Raw genomic sequence first — 23,966 nt, 5'->3', positions numbered from 1 at the left:
GCCGGCTCAGGAGGCCGGCGGAACCACGAGGACCGGGCAGGCGCTGTGGTTGAGCACAGCGCGCGCGTGCGGCCCGAGGTGCGATCCCAGCGGCAGCAGGTGGTGGCGTCGCCCGATGACCAGGAGGGCTGAGCCGCTCGCCGAGTCGAGCAGCGCCTCGATCGGCGGAGCGTGCCGGACCTCGACCGTGACGTCGACGTCGGGGTACTCGTCCCGCAGCTCGTCGAGGGCGGGCGCCAGGGATGCCTGCGCGCGATCGGCCCACTCACGACGCATGGTCGCGTCGACGACGGTCATGTCGTAGCCGCTGGCGAGCCACCAGGCGTGCAGCACGACCAGGGCGGTCTGCCGGCTCCTCGCCTGCTCGAAGCCCGCGCGGAGCAGCGCAGCCGCCTCGCCGGGATCCTGGACAGCGACGGTCACGACCGTTCCGGGGGGCGATGAAGCTGACCAGTCCTCGGGCACGGAGACCACCGGGACGGCAGCGCGGGCCGCGACGCCGTTGGTGGTCGACCCGGTCACGATCCGGTTCAGGGTGCTGATCCTGCGGTGCTGCAGGACGATCATCCGGCCACGGTCCGCGTGCCGCACGAGCGCGCGGACGTGGGAGGTGTCCTCGACGCGCTCTCCGGTCACGGGCACGCCGAGCTCGTCGCCGAGCTTGCGGGTGTGGGCGAGCGCCTGCTCGAGCGGGGCGTCCACGTCGAGCACCGTTGTCGAGTAGATGCCGGCGTACTCGGCAGTGTCGGGCAGGCTGGTGACCTGGACCAGGTGCACCGGGCTGTTGGTCCGCGCGGCCTCCGCCACGGCGAACTCGGCGGCCGCGTCGCAGCCGTGGTATCCGACTGCCACGACGGTGGCGTCTGCGGGCTGGTTCATTCCGGTTCCCCTCCTGCGGGATGGTGGCGGACCGCCCGCGAGCGGTCCCGGTGGTTCAAGCCTCGTCGCACAGCTCGCTGCCGCCCACGGTCGCGCGGCCCGAGTGGCCGGGACCAACGACCCGGGCAGCGCCCGCCGGCCGTCCTGCGTGCCACAGCAGCGCCAGGGCGAGGACGAGGGGCACGGTCCACACCAGGTACGCCCAACCGAACGACAGCAGGAGCACGTTGAACCCGATCAGGCTCAGGAGTGCCGCCTGGCGGACGCGACCGGGCACCAGGACGAGGAGGCCGGCGAGCGTCTCGCCGACGATGAGCAGCCCGATGAAGAACGTGTGGTGCGGGACGACCAGCGTCTCCCAGGTCTCGCGCACGAAGTCGCTCGACGCTCCGTCGGCGAAGCCGGAGTAGTCGCCGCCGCGGGCCAGCAGCCAGAGATTTCCGGCGGCGCCACCGAGGACCCAGAGGGCGCTGGTGGCATACACACCCGTCCGGTACCCCGTGAGGCTGTGGTGGGCGCGGAGACCGGAGCCGACGACCACGACGCCGAGCGACAACCAGGTCACAGGCAGGAACCAGTCGATGTTCATTCTCGATCTCAGCTTCGGTCGTACTCGAATCCGTACCGACGGACGGGCAGCTCCGCGAGGGGGTTCCAACCGCGTCCGAGTCGTCGGCCGGTCAGGGTCACCCACGGCAGTCGGATCCAGACCTCGTCCTCCCGCTTCACCCAGGGAGGTGGTTTGGGGGCGCTCCGCTCTACGGAGGTGAGCTGGTCGCGGCTGACCCGCTGGCCGACGCCGCGCGCGACGACCGACCAACCATGCCACCGCTCGTAGTTGGCGTGGTCCACCTCGAACACCAGGGCAGCGCCGTGCGCGTGCCGGTCGAGGAGGGTGCCGGGCGCCGTGCGCACGAGCACGGCGTCGCCGGCCACGGTGTAGTTCACCGGCAGGATCTCCGGGCCCGTCGGCCGGTTGAGGACGATCCGTCCGAACACGCCGGCACGGAGCAGGGCCTCGCAGTCCTCGTAGGGGATCTCGTGGGTAGTGGTCACGACTTCATCGTCGGACGAACGGACCCGGCGGGGCAGGGTCCAACGTCCTCGGCCGCGGTGACCGGGGACACCAGCCGGACGATTCCCAGCCCGGTGCCTGCGGCTTGGACGACCGCCATCGCGATGCCGGCAGCCACTCCGACCGCTACCGCGTTGATCACGGACTGACCGGGGTGCCAGAGCGGCGTCGCGATCGCGAGGAACGTCCCCAGTGCGGCCAGCCAGGCAACGGCGGTCCAGCCGATCCATCGGACCGCCTGCGGCACGTGGTGCCGCAGCTCGAGCCATTGGGCCCCGCCGATCGTCCCCAGGAGGAGCAGGCCGGCCGCGGCAGCACCGACGAACCCGAGCGGCGAGCCGCTCGCGCCGAGCTGCGACATCAAGAAGCCGAGAGCATAGGCGGCGACTGCCGCCCCGGCGGTCAGAGCCGTCCAGCGTCCACCGTGGAGGCCGGGTAGGACCCCTCGGAGCACGGACGCCTGCGCCAGGCCGAGGACTGCGCCCTCGAGAGCACCCGCGAGCAGGACCGTCGCCACTCCGGCGGGGGCCGCCAGCCCGAGGCTCAGGACTCCCGCGATCGCAGGAGCGAGGAAGCCGACGGACTCCGCGGCGCTGACCCTCCAGGTCCAGGAACGGAAGACGACCCGAGACGCCTCGATCGGTGTCGAGGCGCCCCGGGTCGTTCCCCCTCCCCTCATGAGATGGCGGCTCCCACCGCTACGAACGCGGTTCCGAGCACCAGCAGGATCCCGACCAGCGGAAGCACGAACCGCAGGTACTGGTCGTAGCGGACCTTCGCCAGGGCGAGTCCCCCCATCACCACCGCCGAGGTCGGGGTGATCAGGTTGACGACACCGGACGCCGACTGGAACGCGGTGACGACGATCGAGCGCTGGACGCCGGCGAAGTCGGCGAGCGGCGCGAGGATCGGCATCGCCAACGCGGCGTGGCCGGAGGTGGACGGCACGAGGAAGGCCAGCGGCACGTTGATCAGGAACATCAATCCGCCGAACAGTGCGGACGACGTGCCGTCGACTGCGTTCTCCATCGCGTGGAGGACGGTCCCGGTGATCTCGGAGTTGTTCATGATGACCGTGACCCCGCGGGCCAGGACGATGATCAGGCCGACGCCGATGAAGTCGCCGGCACCCTTGACCACGGTGTCGGTCAGTCGGTGCTCACCGAGTCCGCCGACCAGCCCGATAACGAGAGCCATGGCGAGGAACAGCGCGGCGAGCTCGGGGAAGTACCAGTCGAGCTGCCAGCCGTAGCTCATCGCGTCGGGACCGTCGATGACCTGCGCCCACGGCACGATCGCGTAGATCATGAACGCGAAGGTCAGGCCGACGATGGCCAGCACGGACTTGTCGCGGCCGGTCAGCCTCGGCACGTCAGCCAGGCCCTGGACCCGCAGCTCGTCGTCACCTTCGACCGCTCCGACGAGCGACTTGCGAGGCTCCGCCTTCACCTTGCGGGCGTAGCGGACCACCCACCACACGCCGACCGGGACGAGCACGACGTACATGAGGAGGCGGTAGCCGATGCCGTCACCGATCGAGATGTCGGCCGCGCCGGATGCCACCCCGGTGGCGAACGGGTTCACGGTCGAGGCGAGGACGCCGATGCCGGCGCCGACGAGGATCGTCGCCGCGGCGACCATCCGGTCGTAGCCGAGGGCCAGCATCAGCGGGATCAGGAGCCCGTAGAAGCCGAGGGTCTCCTCGGCCATGCCCTCGGTCGTGCCGCCGACGGAGAACAGCACCATCAGCACGACGATCAGCAGCGAGCCCTTGGTGCTCATCCGCTGGGCGACCCGGGCGACGCCGTTGTCGATCGCTCCGGTGCGCATCGCCATGGTGATGAAGACACCGATCGCGAGGACGAACAGGAAGACGCCGGCGGCGCCGTACAGCTCGCCCGACTCGTAGGGACCGATCTTGCCGTCGGGGTTCATGACCCCGTAGAGCCCGTTGACCGGAGCCATGAACAGCTCCATCAGGCGGTCGCCGAAGGACAGCGGGTTCTCAGTCTCGGCGTAGCTGCCCGGGACGGGGCGGCCGGTCGCCGGGTCGGTCTCGTAGGCGCCGGTGGGGACGATGAACGCCAACAGCCACACCGCGACGGTCACCCCGAACAGGACCGTGAACGCACTCGGGAAGTGGAAGCGTTTGGCCTCGGCCTTCTCTGGCGAGGACTTGTTCGGGCGCGGAGCCCGATGGATGGTAGCCATGGGACGTCCTTTCGTGAGTAGTGCTCCCTCCGAGCATCCGGCTCCAAGCGCGCGACCGCACCGGTCACGGGTCCCGTGTGGATCGGGACGTTGGGCCCTGATGGGCGCGGCGAGTTCCGACGACGCTGGCGACGACAACCAGCGAGAGGAACTCCCATGCACGAGACCGGACCGACCTACCACGTGGACTCCGAGGTGGGTGTGCTTCGTCAAGCGATCCTGCACCGTCCCGGACTGGAGCTGAAACGCCTCACGCCCACGAACAAGGACGACTTCCTGTTCGACGACGTGCTGTGGGTGAAGCAGGCGAAGGTGGAGCACGACGCCTTCGCCGAGGCTCTTCGCGACCAAGGCGTGCGGGTGCACCTCCTCGACGACCTGCTCCGAGAGACGCTGGAGATCCCGGCCGCCCGGAAGCACGTCCTCACCGAGTCGCTCGACGAGCGCGTCTACGGTCCGCTCGCGGCGACCCGCATCCACGACCTGTTCACGTCGATGCCGGCCGACGAGCTGACGACGGTCCTGATCGGCGGGATGACCAAGCGCGAGCTCCTGGAGAGGATGTCCGAGCCGTCGTCCGTCGTCGTCCAGGCGCTCGCGCCTGACGACCTGCTGCTGCCGCCGCTCCCGAACCACCTCTTCACCCGCGACACCTCGGCCTGGGCGTACGACGGAGTGTCGATCAACGCGATGCGCAAGCGCGCGCGGATGCGCGAGACCGTCCACTACGAGGCGATCTACCGTTGGCACCCGCTCTTCGCGGGTGAGGACTTCCGCTGCTGGGCCGACGGCCCGGCCAACGGCCAGGCGACCACCGAGGGTGGCGACATCCTGGTCCTGGGCCGGGGCGCCGTGCTGGTCGGCATGAGCGAGCGGACCACCCCGCAGGGGGTCGAGATGCTCGCCCGGCGGATGTTCGCCGCAGGGAGCGCCGAGCGCATCGTCGCGCTCGCGATGCCGCAGAAGCGGGCGTTCATGCACCTCGACACCGTCATGACGATGGTCGACGAGGAGACGTTCACCCAGTACGCCGGCCTGGGGCACCTGCCGTCGTACACCATCGAGCCCGGCTCGGACGGGCCCCAGGAGCTCCGCATCACCGCCCACGCTCCCGAGGAGATGCACTCCGTCATCGCCGCCGCTCTCGGCCTCGACCGGATCCGCGTGCTCACGCCGACCCAGGACGTCCGGGCCGCCGAGCGCGAGCAGTGGGACGACGGCTGCAACGTGCTCGCCGTCCGCCCGGGCGTCGTGATGGCCTACGAGCGCAACGTCACCACCAACACCTTCCTCCGCAAGCACGGCATCGAGGTGATCACCATCGAGGGCAACGAGCTCGGTCGTGGTCGCGGCGGTCCGCGCTGCATGACCTGCCCGATCGAACGAGAAGGGATCTGAGATGGCCTTCAACCTCCGCAACCGCAGCTTCCTCAAGGAGCTGGACTACACCCCCGACGAGTGGCGCTTCCTGCTCGACCTCGCTGCCGAGCTGAAGCGTGCGAAGTACGCCGGCTCCGAGCAGCCGCGGCTCACCGGCAAGAACCTCGCCCTGATCTTCGAGAAGACCTCCACCCGCACCCGGTGCGCGTTCGAGGTCGCTGCCTTCGACCAGGGCGCGCGCGTCACCTTCCTCGACCCGGCGAGCTCCCAGATGGGCCACAAGGAGTCGATCGAGGACACCGCCCGGGTGCTGGGCCGGATGTACGACGGGATCGAGTACCGCGGGTCCGCCCACGACAAGGTCGAGACGCTCGCCGAGTACGCCGGCGTCCCGGTCTGGAACGGGCTGACCGACGACTGGCACCCCACCCAGACGCTGTGCGACCTGATGACCATGCGCGAGCACTCCGGGAAGCGGGACGCGGAGATCTCCTTCGCCTACCTCGGCGACGCGCGGAACAACGTCGCGAACTCCCTGCTCGTCGGCGGCGCGATGCTGGGAATGGACGTGCGGATCGTCGCACCCCAGGAGCTGTGGAACCGTCCGAGCGTCATCGCGAGCGCGCGTGAGCTCGCCGACGCGACCGGGGCCCGGATCCTGCACACCGAGAGCGTCGCCGAAGGTGTCGCCGGCGTCGACTTCCTCTACACCGACGTGTGGGTCTCCATGGGCGAGCCGAAGGAGAAGTGGGCCGAGCGCATCCACCTGCTGCGCGACTACCAGGTCGACATGGACGTCGTGAAGGCCACCGGCAACCCGGACGTCAAGTTCCTGCACTGCCTGCCGGCGTTCCACGACCTGCACACGACCGTGGGTCGCGAGATCTTCCGGGAGACCGGCATGGACGCCCTCGAGGTGACCGACGAGGTCTTCGAGTCGCGGCACTCGATCGTGTTCGACCAGGCCGAGAACCGCATGCACACCATCAAGGCCGTGCTCGTCGCGACCCTGGGGGCCTGAGATGCGCATCGTCGTCGCCCTCGGGGGCAACGCCTTGCTGCAGCGCGGGCAGCGGCCCGACGCCGACGTCCAGGAGGCGAACGTCCGGCGGGCGGTCGCCGCGCTGGCGCCGCTCGCGGCCGAGCACGAGCTCGTGGTCACGCACGGCAACGGGCCCCAGGTCGGCGTGCTCGCCCTGCAGAGCGCCTCCGACCCGCACCTGACGACGCCGTACCCGTTCGACGTGCTCGGGGCACAGACCCAGGGCATGATCGGCTACTGGCTGCTCCAGGCCATGCAGAACGCGCTGCCCGGCCGCCACATCGCGGCGGTCATCAACCAGACGCTCGTCGCTGCGACCGACCCGGCGTTCGACGACCCGACGAAGTTCGTCGGCGAGGTCTACGAACGGGCCGAGGCCGAGCGGCTCGCTGCGGAGCGCGGCTGGGCCGTGCGCGCGGACGGCGACGGCTGGCGCCGGGTCGTGGGATCTCCCCGGCCCCTGCGGGTCGTCGAGACACCGTTGATCCGGCTCCTCCTGGAGAGCGGGGCGGTCGTCGTCTGTGCCGGCGGGGGAGGTGTCCCGGTGGTGCGCAACGAGTCGGGCCACCTCGATGGTGTCGAAGCCGTGGTGGACAAGGACCTCACCAGTGCCGCGCTGGCAGAAGCCCTCGACGCCGACGCGCTCCTCGTCCTCACCGACGTCGGCGCGGTGATGCGCGACTTCGGGACGCCCGACCAGGCACCCATCACGCGGGAGACCCCGATCGGCCTGCGGGCCCTCGACCTCCCCAAGGGGTCGATGGGCCCCAAGGTCGAAGCGGTCTGCCGGTTCGTCGAGCTGACGGGCGGCATCGGGATCATCGGCGCTCTGGACGACGTCTCGTCGATGATCGCCGGGACCGCGGGGACCGTGGTCACCCCGTCCGGGCGGTACGACGGCAGCCTCGCACGGGCCTGATGTCGGGCACGGCGGGCGAGGCTCGGCGGGTCAGCCCCGCTCGGGGACGACTGCCACGTTCGTCCGGGCCCGCTCCACGACGGCGTTCGCGATCGACCCGACCAGCGCCCGGTGGAGGCCCGTCATCGGGTGCCGGCCCACGACGACCAGGTCCCACGAGCTGTCGCGGCGCGTGAGTGCCTCGTCGACGAGACCGTGGCGGAGCAGCAGCGTCACCTCGACGTCGGGATACTTCTCGCGGAAGCCGGCGACGGTCTCCGAGAGGAGCACCCGCAGCTCCTCGAGCTCGGGTTCGTCCAGGACCTCACCCGACGCCTCGCGGAAGCCGGCCGCGGCGGCGATGGCGTCCCAGAAGCAGTGCACGACGGTGAGCGGCTGGCCGTGGAGCGACGCCTGGTCGAACGCGAACTCGACGACGGGCAGCGACTCGGCGCTGCCGTCCGCGCCCACGATGACGCCGCTGGTCTGCTTGTCGGTGCCGGGACGGCAGACGACGACGGGGCAGCTCGCGGTCCGCACGACCGCGGAGCTGACGGAGCCCAGGAGCAGGGACCGGACGGCGCCCCGACCTCGGGACCCGACCACCAGGAGGTGGGCCTCGGCGGAGAGGTCAGTCAGCACCTCGCGCGCGTCGCCGACGACGACGTGAGCGCTGACCTCGATCTCCGGCGCCTCGCGTCGAGCGAGCACCGCTGCCGCTTCTGCGACGTGCCGGACCTGGGAGACGACGCGGTCTCCGCGGTCGGGGTCGGTGCCGGCGATGACGCCGGTCCACCCGATTTCGTGCGCGCCGGCCGAGGCGGCGGCGGCGACCACGGCCAGCGGCCGCTGCTCGCGCCGGGCCTGGTGCGCAGACCACCGCACCGCGCGGTCCGCATGGGCCGAGCCGTCGACGCCGACGACGATGCTTCCGGAAGGGATCGAGAGGCTGTTCTTCGTCATGTCCTGATCGTCCTGCCCGCGGTCCCGGACGCGCCACGGCCGGAGTCCCTCGCGGCTCGGGACCTTGGCCCCTCGTGCCGTGTGCGGCGTTCCGCGGAACATCGGAGCGTGACTACCGAAAGCGAGATCGGCCTGCCCTCGGCCGACGTCCTGATGAGCGATGGCGGGCTGGCCGTGGTCCGCCGCGTCCGACCCGAGGACGGGCCTGATCTCTACGAGCTGCACGACCGGGTGTCGGACGACTCGGTGTGGTTGCGCTTCTTCTCGGTGTCCCGTCAGGCCGGCCGGCAGTACGTCGACAAGCTGCTGGGGTCCCAGGACACCATCGCACTGGTGGCGGAGGTCGACGGCAGGGTGGCCGCCCTGGCGACCGCCGAGCCGGTGGGACCGGAGGTCTGCGAGGTCGCCTTCCTGGTCGCGGACGACCAGCGCGGCCGCGGCCTCGGCACGCTGCTGCTCGAGCACCTCGCGGCCGACGCGAGAGACCGCGGCTTCGCGGTCCTCGAGGCGCGGGTGCTTCGGGACAACCACCGGATGCTGCAGGTCTTCGCGGACGCCGGCTTCGAGCTGGCCCGCCGGTTCGACGGCGGCGAGGAGGTGCTCCGGATGCCGACGGCGGTGACGCCTGTCATCCAGGCTGCTGCGGACGAGCGGGAGTTCGCCTCCGAGCGCCGCTCGCTGGAGCCGCTGCTCGCTCCCCAGGGCGTGGTCGTCTACGGATCCCGTCGCGACGGGTCCGGCATCGGCGGGGCGGTGATCAGCGCGATCACGAGCGGCGGTTTCACAGGTTCCCTCGTCGTCGTGCACCCGGCCAGCCCCGTCGTGGCTGGCCTCCCCGCCCACACCCGCGCGGGGGACGCCGGTGTCGCGGTGGACCTGGCCGTGATCGCCGTACCCGCCGAGGGTGTGCTCGCGGCTCTCGAGGATGCCGCCGCGGCGGGGGTCCGCGCAGCCGTGATCATCTCTTCCGGCTTCCAGGAGATGGGGCGCCGCGGCGCCGATCTCCAGCACGAGCTCGTGCTCATGGCACGCCGTCGCGGGATCCGCCTGGTGGGCCCCAACGGCCTCGGCCTGATCTGCAACGATCCCGACATCCGCCTGCACGCGACGTTCGGCGGGCTCGTCCCGGCGTCCGGTGGCGTGGCGATGGCCAGCCAGTCCGGGGGCGTCGGCATCGCTCTCATGGACCTCCTCTCCAAGGCGGGCGTGGGCCTCAGGTACTTCGTCTCGCTGGGCAACAAGGCGGACGTCTCGGGCAACGACCTGCTCGCCGCCTGGTACGACGACGAGCGGGTGACCTGCGCGGCTCTCTACCTCGAGTCCTTCGGCAACGCCCGGAAGTTCGCGCGGTTCGCGCGTCGGTTCAGCGAGCGCAAGCCACTGGTCGCCGTCGTGGGTGGCCGGTCCGTGGGCGGCCGACGTGCGGGCTCGTCGCACACCGCGGCCGCAGCCTCGCCCGCCGCCGGCGTCCGCGCCCTCTTCGCGCAGGCGGGAGTGATCTCGTGCAAGGACGCGGAAGAGCTGGCGGACACGACCGTCCTGCTGACCCGGGCCGCGCTGCCCGCCGGGAACCGGGTCGCCATCATCAGTAATGCCGGCGGCATGGGTGTGCTCGCGGCGGACATCGCCTCCGACGAGCAGCTCGAGGTTGTCGAGCTCTCGCCCGGGCTGCAGCAGCACGTCGGACGGCTGGTGAACCAGACGACGGGCACTGCCAACCCGATCGACGCCGGCGCCGGCGCCGAGGCCGACCAGGTCGCGGACATCGCCGACGTGGTGATGCGCTCGGGAGAGGTCGACGCGGTCGTCGCCGTCCTCGTCGCGACCGGCACGAACGACCTCGATGCGACGGCCGAGGCGCTCGCCGCTGTCCAGCAACGGCACCCGCTCTGGCCCCTCCTGGTCGTCCCTCTGGGCGCGGGAGAGATCGAACGGAGCGACGTGGCGGTCTTCCGCAGCTCGGCCGGGGCGATCGGTGCCCTGGGCCGGGTCGCGCGGTACACGGCCTGGCGTCGGATCCAGCGCCAGGACCCCGAGCTCACCGACCCGGCGATCGTTCGCCGGACGCGGGCCGCCGCCCGCCGCCTGCTCGAGTCGGGCACGGACACGGGGTGGACCTCGGCCGCGAGCGCCCGGCAGCTGCTCGCCGCCTACGACATCGATCTCACCGGCCGTCTGGCCGCCGGTCCTCGGGCGGCGGCGACCGCCGCCGACGACCTCGGGTTCCCCGTGGCGGTGAAGCTGGCCGACGCCGACGTCGTGCACAAGACCGATCTCGGGTTGGTGCGCACCGGGTTGCGGACGCCCGACGAGGTGGAGGCTGCCGTCGACGACTTCGAGTGCCGACTCGCCCACGAGTGCACCGTGCTGGTCCAGCCGATGGTCTCGGGCGTGGAGCTCGCGTTCGGCGTCGTCCGTGACCCGTCCTTCGGCCCGATGGTGATGATCGCTGCCGGTGGCGTCGCCGTCGACGCCCTCGACGACCGGGCGTTCCTGCTGCCTCCGTTCCACGAGTCCGACGTCCTGCGGGTGCTGCGTGCCCTACGGGTGTGGCCGCTCCTGGACGGGTTCCGCGGAGCTCCCCCGGCCGCCACCGCGGAGGCCGCAGAGCTGGCCGTACGGCTCGGGCGGCTCGCGCTCGACGTCCCCGAGGTCACCGAGGTCGACCTCAACCCGGTCATGGTCGGTCCCGAGCGTTGCTTCGTGGTCGACGCCAAGGTCCGGCTGCGTCCTGCTCCGGACGCAGCGACCGACGGGCCGCGGCAGCTGCGCAGGGCATGAGGTCCACCCCGAGACCGCTGTGCTGGACGCTCGCGGCTCGAAGTCGAGGTCGCTGTCGCCCGTCCCGAGCAAGCAGTCCGTGTCGGGCGTCCTTCCGGCGGACGGCTGTCAGTGGGTCCCGGCGGCGGGAACCGCCTCGGGGACGACGGCGACGTGGGTGTGAGAGCGTTCGAGGACGGCGGTGGCGATCGCGCCGGAGAGATGACGCCCGACCGAGTCGATCGGGTGTCGTCCGATGACGACGAGGTCGTAGCGGTCGGCGATCGCCGTCAGCGCGGAGTCGGCGGACCCGCGGAGGACCTGGGAGCTGGCATGCACCTCGGGGTAACGCTCGCGGAACCCGGCCATCGACTCGGCGAGCAGCAGCCGGTCGGCGACCAGTCGCGGGTCGTCGGCGGGTGCCGATGAGGAAGCTCCGACGATCGCGCTCAGGTCCCGAACGGTGTGCACGACCGTGAGCGGCTGGCTGCGGAGCGAGGCCTGTCGGAACGCGAAGTCGATGACCGGGAGCGACTCAGCGGTGCCGTCGGCTCCGACGAGCACCCCCTTCTTCACCCGCAGCTCGGTGCCCGGGCGGCAGATGACCACCGGGCACGACGCGCTCCTGGCAACCGATGCGCTGACCGAGCCGAGCAGCTTGCTGCTCATCGGCCCGCGACCCCGCGACCCCATGACGAGGAGGTGGGCCAGCATCGTGGTGTCGGCCAGGACGGGCCGAGGGTTGCCGAGGTCGGCCACCGTCTCGACCGCGACGCCGGGGCGGTGACGGGCGGCGAGGTCGGCTGCCTCCTGCGCCAGCGTCTTGGCGTTCGCGAGCAGGTTGTGACCCTGATGGACGTAGCCGATGCCGGGGCCGGCTGCGACCAGGGCAGGCGCCTGGGTGGCGACGGCCATCACGACCAGGTTCCGTCGCTCGACGGCGGCCTGCTCCGCGGCCCAGTGGACCGCTCGGTCCGCGTCGCGTGAACCGTCGACAGCGACGACGATGCTTCCAGAGGGGATCTTGTCCATGCCTCCAGCCTCGTCCGTGGCGGGCCGCGCGGGTACGGTCCGATTCCTCCCGGTGGTGGGACCTAGGACCCGGGGCGGGTAGTCGCGAGGAAGGTCAAGCGGTGAGCTCGACAGCAGGCTCTTCGGAAAGGACCTCGTGCAGCGCGAGTCGCGGCGTCCGCGGGAGTGCGGAGCGGCCGATCGCCTGCCAGGCGACCCGGACCAGCAGGTGGGGCGCGCCCCACTCCTCGGCGAGCGGCGCCCGGCTCACGTCGACGCCGCACGGCAGGCTCATCGGCACGATGGCGAGCCCGTCACGGGTCGCACGGAGCCACAGAGCGCTCAGCCCCTCCCCGGTGCGCAGCCACGCTTCCAGACCGTCCTCGGGGCCGCCGAGGGCGATCACGCCGTCGCTGCCCTCCACGAGCGCCAGGCTCTCGGGGGTCGGGCCAGAGCCGAGCACGCTTTCGACGTACTCCCGCTGGGTCAGTGCCTCGAGCCGGAACCGTGCGCGCTTGTCGGTGACGGGGACCGCTCGGGTTCCCCGGGCGTGTGCCTCCGCGGCGAGCACGTCCAGGGCCGAGACAGGGACCGGCCAAGTGGTGAGCCGACGCCGGTCGGTGCAGCGCGCGCGGAGGTTGGCAATGTCGTCCGCCGCCGTCTCGGACGGCGTTCCGGGGGACAGCTCGATCGTCGCGAGGACGTCGCTGCTCGGCCCTTCCGGCAGGCGGGTCACTGCGGTCCTGACCCCGATTGCCCGCGCCGCGGCGCACAGGTGGTCGAGCGCGGCCCCACAGCTGATCGTGACGTTCCGTCCGCTGGGGTCCTCGTGCGGGAGCACCCGAGACCGGTCGATCGACAGGGTGATGCGGTCGTCGTGCACCCGCCAGTGCCACGGTTGGGCGTTGTCGACGCTGGGCGCATGGCAAGCCAGCTCGACCAGCCTCATGGTCAGCGGAGGAATGGACACGTCGTCGGACCTTCGTTCGGTAGTGATGCACCAAGCGTGCGGCCGCCCGTGACCTGGGAGCAGGGCAAAAGGTCACTGCCTGGCCCGACCTTCGGTGGGATGTTGGCGTGCGAAGCCGGCCGGCGCAGCGCTAGCGTGGGCCCATGAGCGACGCCGCTGACCCCCCGGAAGCGTCCACTCCGATCAAGATCTTTCTTCTCGACGACCACGAGGTCGTCCGGCGAGGGATGCGTGAGCTGCTGGAGGCGGAGCCGGACTTCGAGGTGATCGGCGAGTCGGGCTCGGCCGCCGAGGCCGCCCGTCGGATCCCGGCTCTTCGCCCTGACGTGGCGATCCTCGACGGGCGGCTGCCGGACGGCTCCGGCATCGACGTCTGCCGCGACGTCCGGTCCCAGGACCCGAGCATCGCTGCCCTCATCCTGACGTCGTACGACGACGACGACGCCCTCTTCGCAGCGATCATGGCCGGCGCCGCGGGTTACGTGCTGAAGCAGGTGCGCGGCACCGACCTCATCGACATGATCCGGCGGGTCGCGGCCGGACAGTCGACGCTCGACCCATCAGTGACGGCGCAGGTGCTCGAGCGGCTGCGCAACGGCCCGCCGGTCGACAAGGAGCTGGAGACGCTCACCGAGCAGGAGCAGCGGATCCTGGAGCTGATCGGCAAGGGCCTGACCAACCGGCAGATCGCCGGCGAGCTCTATCTCGCGGAGAAGACGGTCAAGAACTACGTGTCGTCGCTGCTGGCCAAGCTCGGGTTGTCGAGCCGCACCCAGGCCGCCATCTTCGCGGTCAAGCACGAGCGACCGTCCTCGGACTGAGCGCGTCGTGGAGGAACGGGCGGACGGCAGGGCCGCCGGGAGGGACCGAGCGGACCTGCAGGGAGCGGAGTTCGAGGACCTGGTCCGCGAGGTGCAGGCGCGGATGCGGGGCGCGCTCGACCAGCAGGAGCGGCTCCGGTTGCTGCTGGACGCCGTCGTCACCATCGCCGGTTCGCTCAGCCTCGACGGGGTCCTCTCGCGGATCGTCGCCATCGCCAGTCGCCTCGTCGACTCCCACTACGCCGCCCTCGGGGTCCTGGGCGACGCCTCCGACAAGCGGCTGCGCACCTTCGTCTACCACGGGATCTCCGACGAGCAGGCCGTGGAGATCGGCCACCTGCCGCGCGGTCACGGCCTGCTGGGTCTCCTGATCGACCGTCCGGAGCCGGTGCGCCTCCACGACATCGCGGAGCATCCCGCCTCTTACGGGTTCCCGCCGAACCACCCGCCGATGCACTCCTTCCTCGGGGTGCCGGTCCGCGTCCGCGACCAGGTCTTCGGCAATCTCTACCTCACCGAGAAGAGCGACGGCACCGACTTCACGGCCGAGGACGAGGACATCGTCGTGGCGCTGGCCGTGGCGGCCGGTGTGGCGATCGACAACGCGCGCCTCTACGAGGACGCGACCAGGCGGGAGGCCTGGCTCCGCGCCACGGCCGAGATCACGGCGCTGCTGTCGGAGGCGACCTCGGAGGATGTCGCGCTCCGGGCGATCGCCGAGCGGGCTCGCGAGGTCGCCGGTGCGGACGTGGCCTGGATCGTCGCCGGTGCCTCGCCCGAGGAGCTTCGGGTGAGGGCGATCGCCGGTGTGAAGGCCACGGACGACGAGCTGGCGGGTCTTCGGATGACGAGCACGATCGGTCAGGAGGTGGTCGAGTCCGGGGAGGCGGTCCTGATCCAGGACCTGTCGATGGAGCCGGTCAGCGTCTCTGCTCTCCCCGGTTGGCCGACGATCGGGCCCGGTGTCGTCGTACCTCTTGGCTCGAGCGGCTCGTCGGTCCGCGGTGCCCTGGCGCTGGGCTGGGCGCCGGAGAACGTGGACCAGTACAGCGCGATGGGGTTCGAGCTGCCCGCCAGCTTCGCGCGCCAAGCGGCGCTGGCGCTGCAGGTGGCCCGCGCGCGCGAGGACCAGCAGCGGTTGACGCTTCTCGAGGACCGCGACCGGATCGGCCGTGACCTCCACGACCTGGTCATCCAGCGCCTGTTCGCCGTGGGGCTCGGCCTGCAGAGCACCGGCCGTCTCTCGGACCGTCCCGAGGTGGCCAAGCGGCTCGATCAGGCCGTCGACGACATCGACGCGACGATCAAGGACATCCGCCGCACCATCTTCGCGCTCGGCGCTCCCGAGGCCAGCGCCGACGTCCAGGGGGAGGTCTCCCGTCTGGTCGACCGTGCGGCGGCGACGCTCAAGTTCCGGCCCGAGCTCGTCTTCGAGGGCCCGGTGCGGACGCTGATCAGCGCCGACGTGGTCCCGGACCTGCTCGCCGTGCTGGGCGAAGCGCTCTCCAACGCAGGTCGGCATGCGTTCGCCAGATCGGGATCGGTGCGGCTGGCGGTCGGCGACCAGATCGTCCTGACGGTCACCGACGACGGCAAGGGCATGCCTGACGACGTCGTGGAGAGCGGACTCGCCAACATCCGCCGGCGTGCCGAGCAGCGCGGAGGAACGTTCGTGGTGGAGTCGAAAGAAGGTGAGGGGACGGTTCTCCGGTGGGCGGTCCCCGCCGGGTGAGCCTTCCGGTCAGGCCGGAATGAGGCGCCGACCGCTGACGAGCTCCGGGCAGATCCGGAGCACGTAGGTCCGGCTCCCGTCGGCCCAGGGGTGCGGGCGACGGTCCGGTGGCGCGAGCGGGGACTGCCGTGCGGCGCGGCCGCGAACCACGACCGACCAGCCCGACGCCGTGAAGTGGTCGAGCTGGTCGACCTCGAACGCGACCCGGCCGTTCGTCCCCGCACGCGCCAGGGCGCCGTACCCCGTGGTGGTGATGACGATGTCGTCGCCATCCATCGCGTAGTTGACGGGGACCAGATCGGGCCCCGAGTCGTCGGTGAAAGCGATCCGACCCACGGTCTCCGTGCGCAGGAGGTTGAGGCACTCGTCACGGTCGATCTCACGCAGCTTGCTGCTGAACCAGCTCTCGTCGCTCATCGTCTCGTCCTGTTCCGAGGTTCGACTGGATGTCCCAGCTCTCTGTCCCACTTTCCCTCGCCGTCGGCGCGGCCGGACCGGTCGTAGGTCGCCGCCCGGCGGGACGTTCGACCCTGACCGAGAGGCACTCACCGAGTCTCGACGCGCCGAACGGTTCGGAGGACCTCGTCCGCCGAGACCCCGGGGCTGAAGTAGTACCCCTGCGCCTCGTCGCAGTCCCGCTGACGCAGGTAGGTGATCTGCCGCGGCGACTCGACACCCTCGGCGACGACCGTCAGCCCGAGGGCGTGGGCCATCACGATGATGGCGTCGACGATCGGCGCCTGCGGGTCCTCGCCGCCCAGGTCGTGCACGAAGGACCGGTCGATCTTGAGCTTGTCGATCGGGAACCTCGTCAGGTAGGCCAGGCTCGAGTAGCCCCTGCCGAAGTCGTCGATGACGATCTTCACCCCGAGGTCACGGATCGCTTGGAGGATGCCCGTCACGCCCCAGCGTTCGTCCATCAAGATTCCCTCGGTGATCTCGAGCTCGAGCTGGGAGGCGTCGAGGCCGGAGCTCTTGAGCGCGTCGACGATCTCGTCGAGCCACCCGCTGCTGTGCACCTGGCGGGGGGAGACGTTGACAGCCAGGTGGAAGGGCCGGCCGAGAGCGCGTTGGATCTCCACCATGTCGCGGCATGCCTGGCGCAGGACCCAGCCGCCGAGCGGCACGATCATCCCGCTGTCCTCGGCGACCGGGATGAATCGGTCCGGACCCACCGCGCCGTGTTCTGCGCTGTGCCACCGCGCCAGGGCCTCGAAGCCCGTGACCTCGCCGGTGGCGAGATCGACCTGCGGCTGATAGTCCAACGAGAGCTCGCCGGCCGCCAGGGCTTGCCGGAGGGCGGAGGTGAGCGACACCCGGTCGTTGGTCTCGTCGAGCATGCTCCGGTGGAACCAGCGGACGTTGTTCCTGCCGGCCGCCTTGGCCTGGTACATGGCCGTGTCGGCGTGCTTGAGAAGAGCGGTGGGGTCGATGCCGTCGACGGGATAGACCGCGGCGCCGATGCTGACGGTGACCGCGACCTCCTGCCCGCCGAGGTCGACCGGCTGCATGACGGTCTCCAACAGGCTCTGGATCCGGGCGGACACCTGCGAGCGGTCGCCGAGACGTTCGAGCACGACCACGAACTCGTCGCCCCCCAACCTCGCGATGATGTCCGACCGTCGGCCCCAGCTGTTCAGTCGTTCCGCCGTCCGCAGGAGGAGGTCGTCGCCGGCGTGGTGGCCGAGCAGGTCGTTCACCCGCTTGAAGTGGTCGAGGTCGAGCAGCAGCACTGCGAGCTCCGTGCCACCGGCCTGGGCCTCGACGATCGCGGTGCGGAGCCGGCTGACCAGGAGCGAGCGGTTCGGCATGTCGGTGAGGGCGTCGTGGTTGGCCATGTGGAGCACGGCCGCCTGCGCCTGGATGCGCTTGGAGATGTCGTAGGCGACGACGAGGTACCCGGTTGTGGTCCCGGACTCGTCCTGGAGGCGCGTCGTCGCCTCGTGAACGGGCACGACGGTGCCGTCACGCCGTCGGTACTCCCATTCCCGTTCGGTGCCCGCCCGCAGGCGGAGCGACGTCGGCTCCGCGCGGGAATGGTCGATGGCGGCGTCGATGTGGTCGAGGCGCCGGCCGACCAGCTCCGCCTGGCGGTAGCCCAGGAGCTGCTCGGCGCCGGGGTTGGCGGTCACGACGACTCCCTCGGCATCGGTCGCGATGATGCTGAAGGGGATGCTGTCGAAGATGGTGCGCCGGAGCGTGTCCTGCTCGACGGCGCGCGCGTCCAGACGCTCCGTGATGTCGATGACGGATGCCAGGACGAACTGCTCGTCGCCGATGGAGATCGGATTGAGGCCGATCTCGATCGGCATCTCCGTGCCGTCGCTGCGGAGGCCGAAGAGCTCGCGCCCCGCCCCCATCGCCCGCCGCGCGGGCTCCTCGACGTACGCCGTCCGGTCGAGTGCGTGACGGTCTCGGAAGCGGGTGGGCATCAGCTGCTCGACGCGCATCGAGAGCAGCTCGCGGCGGTCATAGCCGAAGGATTGCTCGGCCTCGCTGTTGACCAGGACGATTCGTCCGGAACCGTCGATCATGACCATCGCGTTGGGCGCTGCCTCGATGATGAGGCGCAACCGCCGCTCGTGCTCGGTCTCCTCGGTCGGTTCCGGCTCTCGCGTCTCCGTCACGTCGCTTCTCTCGGTCGCGTGGTTGATCATCGGGGGACAGCACAGCGACCGGTCGGACAACCGGTCGCTGGCGTCTGGTCAAGCTTGGCTCAGCGCAGGACGGGGAACCGGCGGACGAGGTTGGTCTTCGCCCACAGCTTGCCGAAGCCCCAGGTGTCGCCGGCGAGGGTCAGGGCGAACACGATCACGGCGACGGCGCCGAGAAGGTGGTCGTCGATGACCGGGTTGTTCTCCAGCGGCAGCGAGGCGACCCACATCAGCAGGTACATCGCGGCGCCGGCGATGCCGGCGATGCGGATACCCACGCCGAAGGTGAGGGCGAGGCCGATGCCGAGCAGGCCGGCCATGAACAGCCAGTTCGTCCATGCGTCGCCAGCGATGCTGTTGAACGTCTCGCGGAACGGGTTGTCCTCGGGGACACCGAAGGTCAGGAACCCGAAGGTCGGGTTGCCCTCGTTGATCCACGCGTCGGGACCGAACCGGTCGACGACCCCGGTCTCGGGGTTCTTGCCGGTGGCGTAGCCCAGGGCCAGCAACTTGTCGAAGAAGGCCCACAGGAAGGTCAGACCGAAGCCGATCCGGAGCGCCGCGAGACCCCGGCGCGCGTTGCGGTGCGTGATGACGTCCTGCTCGACGAGGACGTCGGGGGAGGTGTTGTGCTGAAGGGCGGTCATGATTGCCTCACTTGTTCGGTGGGCCGACGCGGCCCGGTGGTTGATGCCTCAACGATGGGTCCTGGACCAGGGGTCCTTGGAGGGTCCAGCGGCTGCAACCAAGCGGGTCTTTGGTCCTGCGTTCTCGTCAGAACACGATCGCTGTCGCGGCCAGGAAGTAGACCACCAGCGACAGCAGGTCCTGGATCACGGTCGAGAGCGGACCCGCGCCGTAGGCGGGGTCCTTGCCGAAGCGGTGGATCAGGGCGGGCAGTGCCGTGGCGATGGCGGTCGCGAACGACGATGCCGCGAAGAGGGCGACGGCCACCGTGCACGCGACGGGTAGGTCGCCCCACAGCAGGTACACGGCGGGGAGGGCGATCGCTGCCAGGAAGCCGCCGACCAGGAGACCCGTGGCCAGCTCGAGCCAGGCGGTCCGACGGACGTCGACCCCGAGGGACAGGCCGCGGACGATGAGGGCCTCGGTCTGCGTCCCGACCGCGTCAGCCAGGTAGACGACACCGGGGACGAAGAAGGCGATCAGCACCTCCTTCTCCAGCTGGGCCTGGAACAGACTGACGAGCAACGCGGAGAGGACGGCGCCGGCGAACCCGACGACGAGCCAGGGCAGCCGGACGGCCAACCGGTGCCGCACCGGCGCGGTGGTCGCCGCCCGCGCCTGCGCGGATGTGGCGAGGAACCCGCCGACCCGGGCGACGTCCTCGTCGTGCTCGCTCAGCAGCACACCGAACAGCTGTTGCGGCGAGATCAGTCCGACGAACCGGTCGTCGTCGTCGACGACCGCCAGGCCGGGCTCACCGTGCTGGAACGCCACCCACGCCGCGTGCTCCTGATCGGTGGCTGGTGTGACGACGGGTGGATCGGGATCCATCACCGCCGCCATGCTGGCGCCGAGCGGGGCGGCGAGCAGCCGCTCGATGGTGACCAGGCCCTCGAGCCGCCCGTGCTCCACGACGGCCACGACCGAGGCGGCGTCGAACTGTCGGCCGCGAAGCCCGGTGAGCACGGCTTCGACGGAGTCCCTGCGCACGGCCATGGGCACCCGGTCCGTGGCGTGCTGACGTGCGGTGCCGAGGAAGGGGGGCCGCAGGACCGGTGTCGGGTCAGGCGACATGGACCTCGACGATCCCGGGCACGGCGCGGGCGAGGACCCTGGCGAGGATCCGCTCGTGGTGGTCGGCTGCCCCGGTGATCTCGGCGACCCCGTCTTTGATGTCGACCAGGCAGTCGCGCATCCCGGCAGAGACCAGGAGGGCGTCCACCTCCTGCTCGAGGAGGTCGTCGCTGCGTGCGAGCATGCGGACGATGTCGCGGCGGCTGATCATCCCGACCAGTCGGTCGTGCTGGTCGACGACCGGCAGGGACTTCACCGCGGTGGAGGTGACCAGGTCGACAGCCACGGCCAGATCCGTCTCCTCGTGCACCGTGATGACGTGCGTCGTCATCACGTCGCCGACGCAGTGAGGACCGTCGAGGAACGTCTCCCCGGGCGGGATCATCAAGCGCGGGTCCTTGTCGACCAGGTCGCGGAGGAGGTCGGCCTCGCTCACGACACCGCGCACCTTCCCGTCGGAGGTGACGACGGGAAGCGCCGTGATGTCGTTCTCGTCGAGGAGGGCGAGGGCCTCCTTCACCTTCGTGCTGGGGCGGACCGACACCGGGTCGGTCGTCATCAGGTCCCTGACGATCATGGCTCTTCCTTTCGACGTTGACGTGGAGAGGGTCCGCCCTGGAGGCTCTGGCAGACAGGGACGAAGGTCACCGACCGGTCGGGACACCTGAGATGGATCTCGATCGCTCCCCGACCCCTCGGCGGACTGGTCGTTGGTCGCCGTGCAGTGGGACCTTTGCCCCTTCGGCCGGTGCCGGAGGAGCAGAAGCATGGGGGCATGACCAGCGACCTGGTGGCCGGCGCCGGAGCCCACCGCGGGCTCACGACGGCCGAGGCGGCCGCGAGGCTGGCCGCCGACGGCGCCAACGTGGTGCCCGCTGCACCGCGCCGAGGCGTCGGAGCCCGCCTGTCGGCGCAGCTGCGTGACCCGATGATCCTGCTGCTCTGCGTCGCCTTCGTGGTCGTCCTGCTCCTCGGGGACGTCTCCGACGCCGTGATCATCGCGCTCGTCGTGGTGCTCAACAGCGCGATCGGGGTGATCCAGGAGGTCAGGGCCGAGAACGCGATCTCCGCGCTGGACCGGATGGCCGCCCCTCGGGCGCGGGTCCGGCGAGATGGCAACGTGCACGAGATCGCCGCTGCCGACCTCGTGGTGAACGACGTCGTCCGGCTCGAGGCAGGAGACGTGGTGCCCGCGGACCTGGTCCTCGACGAGGCGGTCGACCTCGAGGTCGACGAAGCAGCGATGACCGGCGAGTCGGTCCCGGTGCCGCGGACGGTCGGCGACGTGGCGATGTCGGGAACCACCGTGACGCGCGGCCGTGGTTTCGGCGTGGTCGTGCGGACCGGCGCGGACAGCGGCCTGGGTCGGATCGCGGCCCTGATCGCGTCGACCCGGATGCGTCCGACGCCCCTGCAGCGACGGCTCGCACGACTGTCCCGCGAGCTCGTCGCCGTCACTGCGGCGCTGTGCCTGGTCGTACTCGTGCTGAGCGTGCTGCGGGGCGGGTCGTGGGTCGACGGACTGATCCTCTCCGTCAGCCTCGGTGTGGCGGCGATCCCCGAGTCGCTCCCAGCCGTGGTGTCGGTCGCGCTCGCCATGGGGGCCTATCGCATGGCCCGCCGCTCGGCCCTCGTCCGCTGGCTCCCGGCGGTCGAGACGCTCGGGTCCGTCTCGGTGCTGGCGTCCGACAAGACCGGCACCGTCACCGAAGGTCGGATGACGGTCGAGCGGTTGTGGACCGGAGAATCCGACGATGCCGCCGCCACCGAGCGGTTGCTGCGCGACATGGTGCTCTGCAACGACGCCGGACTCCACCCCGGGTCCGCGACCGGGTGGTCGACCATCGGCGACCCGATGGAGGCCGCCCTCCTCGTGGCCGCCGCCGAACGAGGGGTCGCGCAGCCCGAGCTCCGTGCACACTGGACGCGCACCGACGAGACGCCGTTCGACAGCGGCCGGCAGTACATGCGCACGGTCGACCGCGGACCGCAGGGGCTCGTGGAGGTCGTCAAGGGCGCCCCCGAGGTGGTCCTCGCCCGGGTCGGTTCCGGCGACCACGTCGACCGTGCCCACCAGCGCGCGACCGAGCTGGCGGAGCAAGGCTTCCGGGTGCTCGCCGTCGCCGACCGCACCGTGACCCCTGGAGCCGAGCTCGAGCTGGTCGGCCTGGTCGGCATCACCGACCCGCCTCGCGCGGACGCCGCCGACGTCGTGGCAGCCTGCCGGGAGGCCGGGATCCGCACCGTGCTCGTGACCGGTGACCATCCCGCCACGGCCAGGGCCATCGCTGCGCGGATCGGTGTGGCTCGGGCTGACGGCGAGGTCGTGGACGGCGACGCCGTCGCGCGCGGTGAGCACGCCGATCGGGTCGAGTCCATCGACGTCTACGCCCGGATCCGTCCCGAGCAGAAGGTCGACATCGTCGACGCCTGGCGTGCCCGCGGACACGTCGTCGCCATGACGGGCGACGGCGTCAACGACGCCCCGGCACTCCGCAGGGCCGACATCGGTGTCGCGATGGGGGACCGGGGTACCGAGGTCGCCCGTCAGGCGGCCGACCTGGTGCTCGCCGACGACAACCTTGGCACGGTCGTGGTCGCGGTGGGCGAGGGCAGGCGGATCTACACGAACATCAGGACCTTCCTGCGTTACGGCCTGGCCGGCGGCCTCGCCGAGGTGCTGGTGATCCTGATGGCGCCCTTCCTCGGTGTGCTCGTCCCGTTGCTGCCCGGCCAGATCCTGTGGATCAACATGCTCACCCACGGCGTTCCGGGGGTGGCCTTCGGCAGCGAGCCGCTCGACCGACGCGTCATGCGCACACCCTCGCCCTCGCCCGAGCGGTCGGTCCTCGGCGGCGGCTTGGTCCGGCAGATCCTGTACGGCGGAGCATTGATCGCCACCGTGAGCCTGGCGGCCGCTCTCGCGGCGCAGAACCAGGGGTGGCACGTGCAGACCGCCGTCTTCCTGACCCTCGGCCTCGCTCAGCTGGGCCTCGCCCTGGCCCTGCGTGCGCCTCGCACCGGCTCGGCGTTGCGGCAGCGCTGGCTGGAGGCTGCCGTCGGCGTCGCCGCGGTCCTCCAGGGGTTGGCGGTCGCGTGGGCGCCGCTACGGGACCTGCTGGGCACCCAGCCGTTTCCCGCGGCCGGCGTTGCTGCGGTCGTCGTCCTGGCAGCGGTGCCGGGGGTGGCGACGGCGATCGGCCGTCGGACCACCCGCTCGATCCACACGGAAGAGGAGGAATCATGTGCACATCACCCGAGGAACCGCGCGCACTCGTGATCTACGAGTCGATGTTCCTCAACACCGAGAAGGTGGCGGAAGCAATCGTCCGCGGACTTCGCGACGCGGGTTGGGCCGCGAGCGACGTCGACGTGAGGTGGGCGCCCTCGACCTTCGACGGCGTGGACCTGGTCATCCTCGGGGCACCGACGCATGCGTTCTCCCTGAGTCGGCCGAGTACCCGAGCGGACGCGCTGCGGCAGGGTGCGGCACCAGGCCGGGTCGACCGCGGGCTACGGGAGTGGCTGGCCGGCCTGCCGCCCGCGGGTGACCCTGCGCCAGTGGTCGCGGTCTTCGACACGCGCGTCTCGAAGGTACGACGGTTGCCGGCTTCCGCTGCACGCACGATCGCCAAGCTCGTGCGCCGGCGGGGGCTGCGCTTGGTGGGCCGGCCCACAGGCTTCCTGGTCGAGGACGTCGCGGGTCCGCTGTGCTCTGGCGAGCTCGATCGCGCGATGGAGTGGGGCCGCGACCTCACCAACGCCCTCGGCCTGAGGCGGTTCGCTTGATGTTCGCTTCTCGGCGTGCT

The 23,966-nt window shown here is 71.0% G+C and carries 21 protein-coding genes; 8 read left to right on the top strand and 13 right to left on the bottom strand.

What is annotated here, in order from left to right; genetic code table 11:
- Positions 1-6: 6 nt before the first annotated feature.
- The 5 genes from DJ010_RS09495 to DJ010_RS09480 are packed head-to-tail and all read right to left on the bottom strand — an operon-like array spanning position 7 to position 4,165.
- Positions 7-879 carry a universal stress protein gene (locus DJ010_RS09495; RefSeq protein WP_109693423.1) on the bottom strand — a complete coding sequence of 291 codons (873 nt, stop codon included), beginning with the start codon at positions 877-879 and terminating at the stop codon, positions 7-9.
- Positions 880-934: 55 nt separating this feature from the next.
- Positions 935-1,468 carry a hypothetical protein gene (locus DJ010_RS09490; RefSeq protein WP_109693422.1) on the bottom strand — a complete coding sequence of 178 codons (534 nt, stop codon included), beginning with the start codon at positions 1,466-1,468 and terminating at the stop codon, positions 935-937.
- Positions 1,469-1,476: 8 nt separating this feature from the next.
- The gene (locus tag DJ010_RS22055; protein WP_158282987.1) at positions 1,477-1,935 is read right to left on the bottom strand and encodes a pyridoxamine 5'-phosphate oxidase family protein; all 459 of its coding nucleotides are present in this window, start codon (positions 1,933-1,935) and stop codon (positions 1,477-1,479) included.
- Positions 1,932-2,633: a hypothetical protein gene (locus tag DJ010_RS22050; protein WP_158282986.1), complete on the bottom strand. Its 702-nt coding sequence runs from the start codon at positions 2,631-2,633 to the stop codon at positions 1,932-1,934. The genes DJ010_RS22055 and DJ010_RS22050 overlap by 4 nt, the downstream gene beginning before the upstream one ends.
- Complete coding sequence (locus DJ010_RS09480) at positions 2,630-4,165, bottom strand: YfcC family protein (RefSeq protein ID WP_109693420.1); 1,536 nt, start codon at positions 4,163-4,165, stop codon at positions 2,630-2,632. Before DJ010_RS09480 ends, DJ010_RS22050 begins: the two co-directional genes overlap by 4 nt.
- Positions 4,166-4,321: 156 nt before the next feature.
- On the opposite strand from DJ010_RS09480, the gene DJ010_RS09475 reads away from it, so the two are divergent.
- The 3 genes from DJ010_RS09475 to arcC are packed head-to-tail and all read left to right on the top strand — an operon-like array spanning position 4,322 to position 7,506.
- Complete coding sequence (locus DJ010_RS09475) at positions 4,322-5,563, top strand: arginine deiminase (protein WP_109693419.1); 1,242 nt, start codon at positions 4,322-4,324, stop codon at positions 5,561-5,563.
- Between the two features lies 1 nt (position 5,564).
- Positions 5,565-6,566: an ornithine carbamoyltransferase gene (gene argF, locus DJ010_RS09470; protein WP_109693418.1), complete on the top strand. Its 1,002-nt coding sequence runs from the start codon at positions 5,565-5,567 to the stop codon at positions 6,564-6,566.
- A gap of 1 nt (position 6,567) precedes the next feature.
- On the top strand, positions 6,568-7,506 hold the full coding sequence (arcC, locus tag DJ010_RS09465; RefSeq protein ID WP_109693417.1) for a carbamate kinase: 939 nt from the start codon (positions 6,568-6,570) through the stop codon (positions 7,504-7,506).
- 30 nt (positions 7,507-7,536) lie between these two features.
- Here arcC and DJ010_RS21790 read toward each other — a convergent pair whose 3' ends face one another.
- On the bottom strand, positions 7,537-8,448 hold the full coding sequence (locus DJ010_RS21790; RefSeq protein WP_158282985.1) for a universal stress protein: 912 nt from the start codon (positions 8,446-8,448) through the stop codon (positions 7,537-7,539).
- Between the two features lie 108 nt (positions 8,449-8,556).
- Here DJ010_RS21790 and DJ010_RS09460 point away from each other — a divergent pair, with 108 nt between their 5' ends.
- On the top strand, positions 8,557-11,229 hold the full coding sequence (locus tag DJ010_RS09460; protein WP_158282984.1) for a bifunctional acetate--CoA ligase family protein/GNAT family N-acetyltransferase: 2,673 nt from the start codon (positions 8,557-8,559) through the stop codon (positions 11,227-11,229).
- A gap of 108 nt (positions 11,230-11,337) precedes the next feature.
- Here DJ010_RS09460 and DJ010_RS09455 read toward each other — a convergent pair whose 3' ends face one another.
- Both DJ010_RS09455 and DJ010_RS09450 read right to left on the bottom strand, forming a co-directional pair.
- Positions 11,338-12,240, bottom strand: a complete 903-nt coding sequence (locus tag DJ010_RS09455; RefSeq protein ID WP_109693415.1) for a universal stress protein — start codon at positions 12,238-12,240, stop codon at positions 11,338-11,340.
- 94 nt (positions 12,241-12,334) lie between these two features.
- Positions 12,335-13,189, bottom strand: coding sequence for a nitroreductase family protein (locus DJ010_RS09450; RefSeq protein WP_146207300.1), 855 nt, complete (start codon positions 13,187-13,189; stop codon positions 12,335-12,337).
- 143 nt (positions 13,190-13,332) lie between these two features.
- Between DJ010_RS09450 and DJ010_RS09445 the strand changes: the two genes are divergently transcribed.
- Together DJ010_RS09445 and DJ010_RS09440 are read left to right on the top strand one after the other, a co-directional pair.
- Complete coding sequence (locus DJ010_RS09445; protein WP_109693413.1) at positions 13,333-14,010, top strand: response regulator; 678 nt, start codon at positions 13,333-13,335, stop codon at positions 14,008-14,010.
- A 7-nt stretch (positions 14,011-14,017) separates the two neighbouring features.
- Positions 14,018-15,742: a sensor histidine kinase gene (locus DJ010_RS09440; RefSeq protein WP_245927395.1), complete on the top strand. Its 1,725-nt coding sequence runs from the start codon at positions 14,018-14,020 to the stop codon at positions 15,740-15,742.
- Positions 15,743-15,751: 9 nt separating this feature from the next.
- Here the strand turns inward: DJ010_RS09440 and DJ010_RS09435 are convergent, their stop codons facing one another.
- The 5 genes from DJ010_RS09435 to DJ010_RS09415 all read right to left on the bottom strand — a co-directional run bounded on the left by DJ010_RS09435 (position 15,752) and on the right by DJ010_RS09415 (position 20,734).
- Positions 15,752-16,159, bottom strand: a complete 408-nt coding sequence (locus tag DJ010_RS09435) for a pyridoxamine 5'-phosphate oxidase family protein (RefSeq protein ID WP_109693412.1) — start codon at positions 16,157-16,159, stop codon at positions 15,752-15,754.
- Between the two features lie 128 nt (positions 16,160-16,287).
- Positions 16,288-18,369: a putative bifunctional diguanylate cyclase/phosphodiesterase gene (locus DJ010_RS09430; protein WP_158282983.1), complete on the bottom strand. Its 2,082-nt coding sequence runs from the start codon at positions 18,367-18,369 to the stop codon at positions 16,288-16,290.
- An 89-nt stretch (positions 18,370-18,458) separates the two neighbouring features.
- Positions 18,459-19,043: a hypothetical protein gene (locus DJ010_RS09425; RefSeq protein WP_245927394.1), complete on the bottom strand. Its 585-nt coding sequence runs from the start codon at positions 19,041-19,043 to the stop codon at positions 18,459-18,461.
- Between the two features lie 127 nt (positions 19,044-19,170).
- Complete coding sequence (locus DJ010_RS09420; RefSeq protein WP_211318730.1) at positions 19,171-20,079, bottom strand: magnesium transporter; 909 nt, start codon at positions 20,077-20,079, stop codon at positions 19,171-19,173.
- Between the two features lie 67 nt (positions 20,080-20,146).
- On the bottom strand, positions 20,147-20,734 hold the full coding sequence (locus DJ010_RS09415) for a CBS domain-containing protein (RefSeq protein ID WP_158282982.1): 588 nt from the start codon (positions 20,732-20,734) through the stop codon (positions 20,147-20,149).
- Positions 20,735-20,932: 198 nt separating this feature from the next.
- Here DJ010_RS09415 and DJ010_RS09410 point away from each other — a divergent pair, with 198 nt between their 5' ends.
- Positions 20,933-23,437 (top strand): cation-translocating P-type ATPase, encoded by a 2,505-nt coding sequence (locus tag DJ010_RS09410; RefSeq protein WP_109693408.1) that lies wholly within the window; start codon positions 20,933-20,935, stop codon positions 23,435-23,437.
- The gene (locus DJ010_RS09405) at positions 23,401-23,946 is read left to right on the top strand and encodes a flavodoxin family protein (RefSeq protein ID WP_109693407.1); all 546 of its coding nucleotides are present in this window, start codon (positions 23,401-23,403) and stop codon (positions 23,944-23,946) included. Before DJ010_RS09410 ends, DJ010_RS09405 begins: the two co-directional genes overlap by 37 nt.
- The last annotated feature ends 20 nt before the right edge of the window (positions 23,947-23,966 follow it).

Source organism: Nocardioides silvaticus, assembly GCF_003160695.1.
Taxonomy (GTDB): Bacteria; Actinomycetota; Actinomycetes; order Propionibacteriales; family Nocardioidaceae; genus Nocardioides; species Nocardioides silvaticus.
Note: the sequence above shows the minus strand (reverse complement) of the source record. Positions and strands in the feature narration are given on the sequence as shown.

What these genes read in the sequence shown, in the direction of transcription:
- argF (WP_109693418.1), top strand. Translation starts at nt 5,565, where the DNA reads ATGGCCTTCAACCTCCGCAACCGCAGCTTCCTCAAGGAGCTGGACTAC.
- DJ010_RS09455 (WP_109693415.1), bottom strand. Translation starts at nt 12,240, where the DNA reads ATGGACAAGATCCCCTCTGGAAGCATCGTCGTCGCTGTCGACGGTTCA.
- arcC (WP_109693417.1), top strand. Translation starts at nt 6,568, where the DNA reads ATGCGCATCGTCGTCGCCCTCGGGGGCAACGCCTTGCTGCAGCGCGGG.
- DJ010_RS09490 (WP_109693422.1), bottom strand. Translation starts at nt 1,468, where the DNA reads ATGAACATCGACTGGTTCCTGCCTGTGACCTGGTTGTCGCTCGGCGTC.
- DJ010_RS09420 (WP_211318730.1), bottom strand. Translation starts at nt 20,079, where the DNA reads ATGGCCGTGCGCAGGGACTCCGTCGAAGCCGTGCTCACCGGGCTTCGC.
- DJ010_RS09445 (WP_109693413.1), top strand. Translation starts at nt 13,333, where the DNA reads ATGAGCGACGCCGCTGACCCCCCGGAAGCGTCCACTCCGATCAAGATC.
- DJ010_RS22050 (WP_158282986.1), bottom strand. Translation starts at nt 2,633, where the DNA reads ATGAGGGGAGGGGGAACGACCCGGGGCGCCTCGACACCGATCGAGGCG.
- DJ010_RS09415 (WP_158282982.1), bottom strand. Translation starts at nt 20,734, where the DNA reads ATGATCGTCAGGGACCTGATGACGACCGACCCGGTGTCGGTCCGCCCC.
- DJ010_RS21790 (WP_158282985.1), bottom strand. Translation starts at nt 8,448, where the DNA reads ATGACGAAGAACAGCCTCTCGATCCCTTCCGGAAGCATCGTCGTCGGC.
- DJ010_RS09425 (WP_245927394.1), bottom strand. Translation starts at nt 19,043, where the DNA reads ATGACCGCCCTTCAGCACAACACCTCCCCCGACGTCCTCGTCGAGCAG.
- DJ010_RS09405 (WP_109693407.1), top strand. Translation starts at nt 23,401, where the DNA reads ATGTGCACATCACCCGAGGAACCGCGCGCACTCGTGATCTACGAGTCG.
- DJ010_RS09495 (WP_109693423.1), bottom strand. Translation starts at nt 879, where the DNA reads ATGAACCAGCCCGCAGACGCCACCGTCGTGGCAGTCGGATACCACGGC.
- DJ010_RS09475 (WP_109693419.1), top strand. Translation starts at nt 4,322, where the DNA reads ATGCACGAGACCGGACCGACCTACCACGTGGACTCCGAGGTGGGTGTG.
- DJ010_RS09480 (WP_109693420.1), bottom strand. Translation starts at nt 4,165, where the DNA reads ATGGCTACCATCCATCGGGCTCCGCGCCCGAACAAGTCCTCGCCAGAG.
- DJ010_RS09410 (WP_109693408.1), top strand. Translation starts at nt 20,933, where the DNA reads ATGACCAGCGACCTGGTGGCCGGCGCCGGAGCCCACCGCGGGCTCACG.
- DJ010_RS09435 (WP_109693412.1), bottom strand. Translation starts at nt 16,159, where the DNA reads ATGAGCGACGAGAGCTGGTTCAGCAGCAAGCTGCGTGAGATCGACCGT.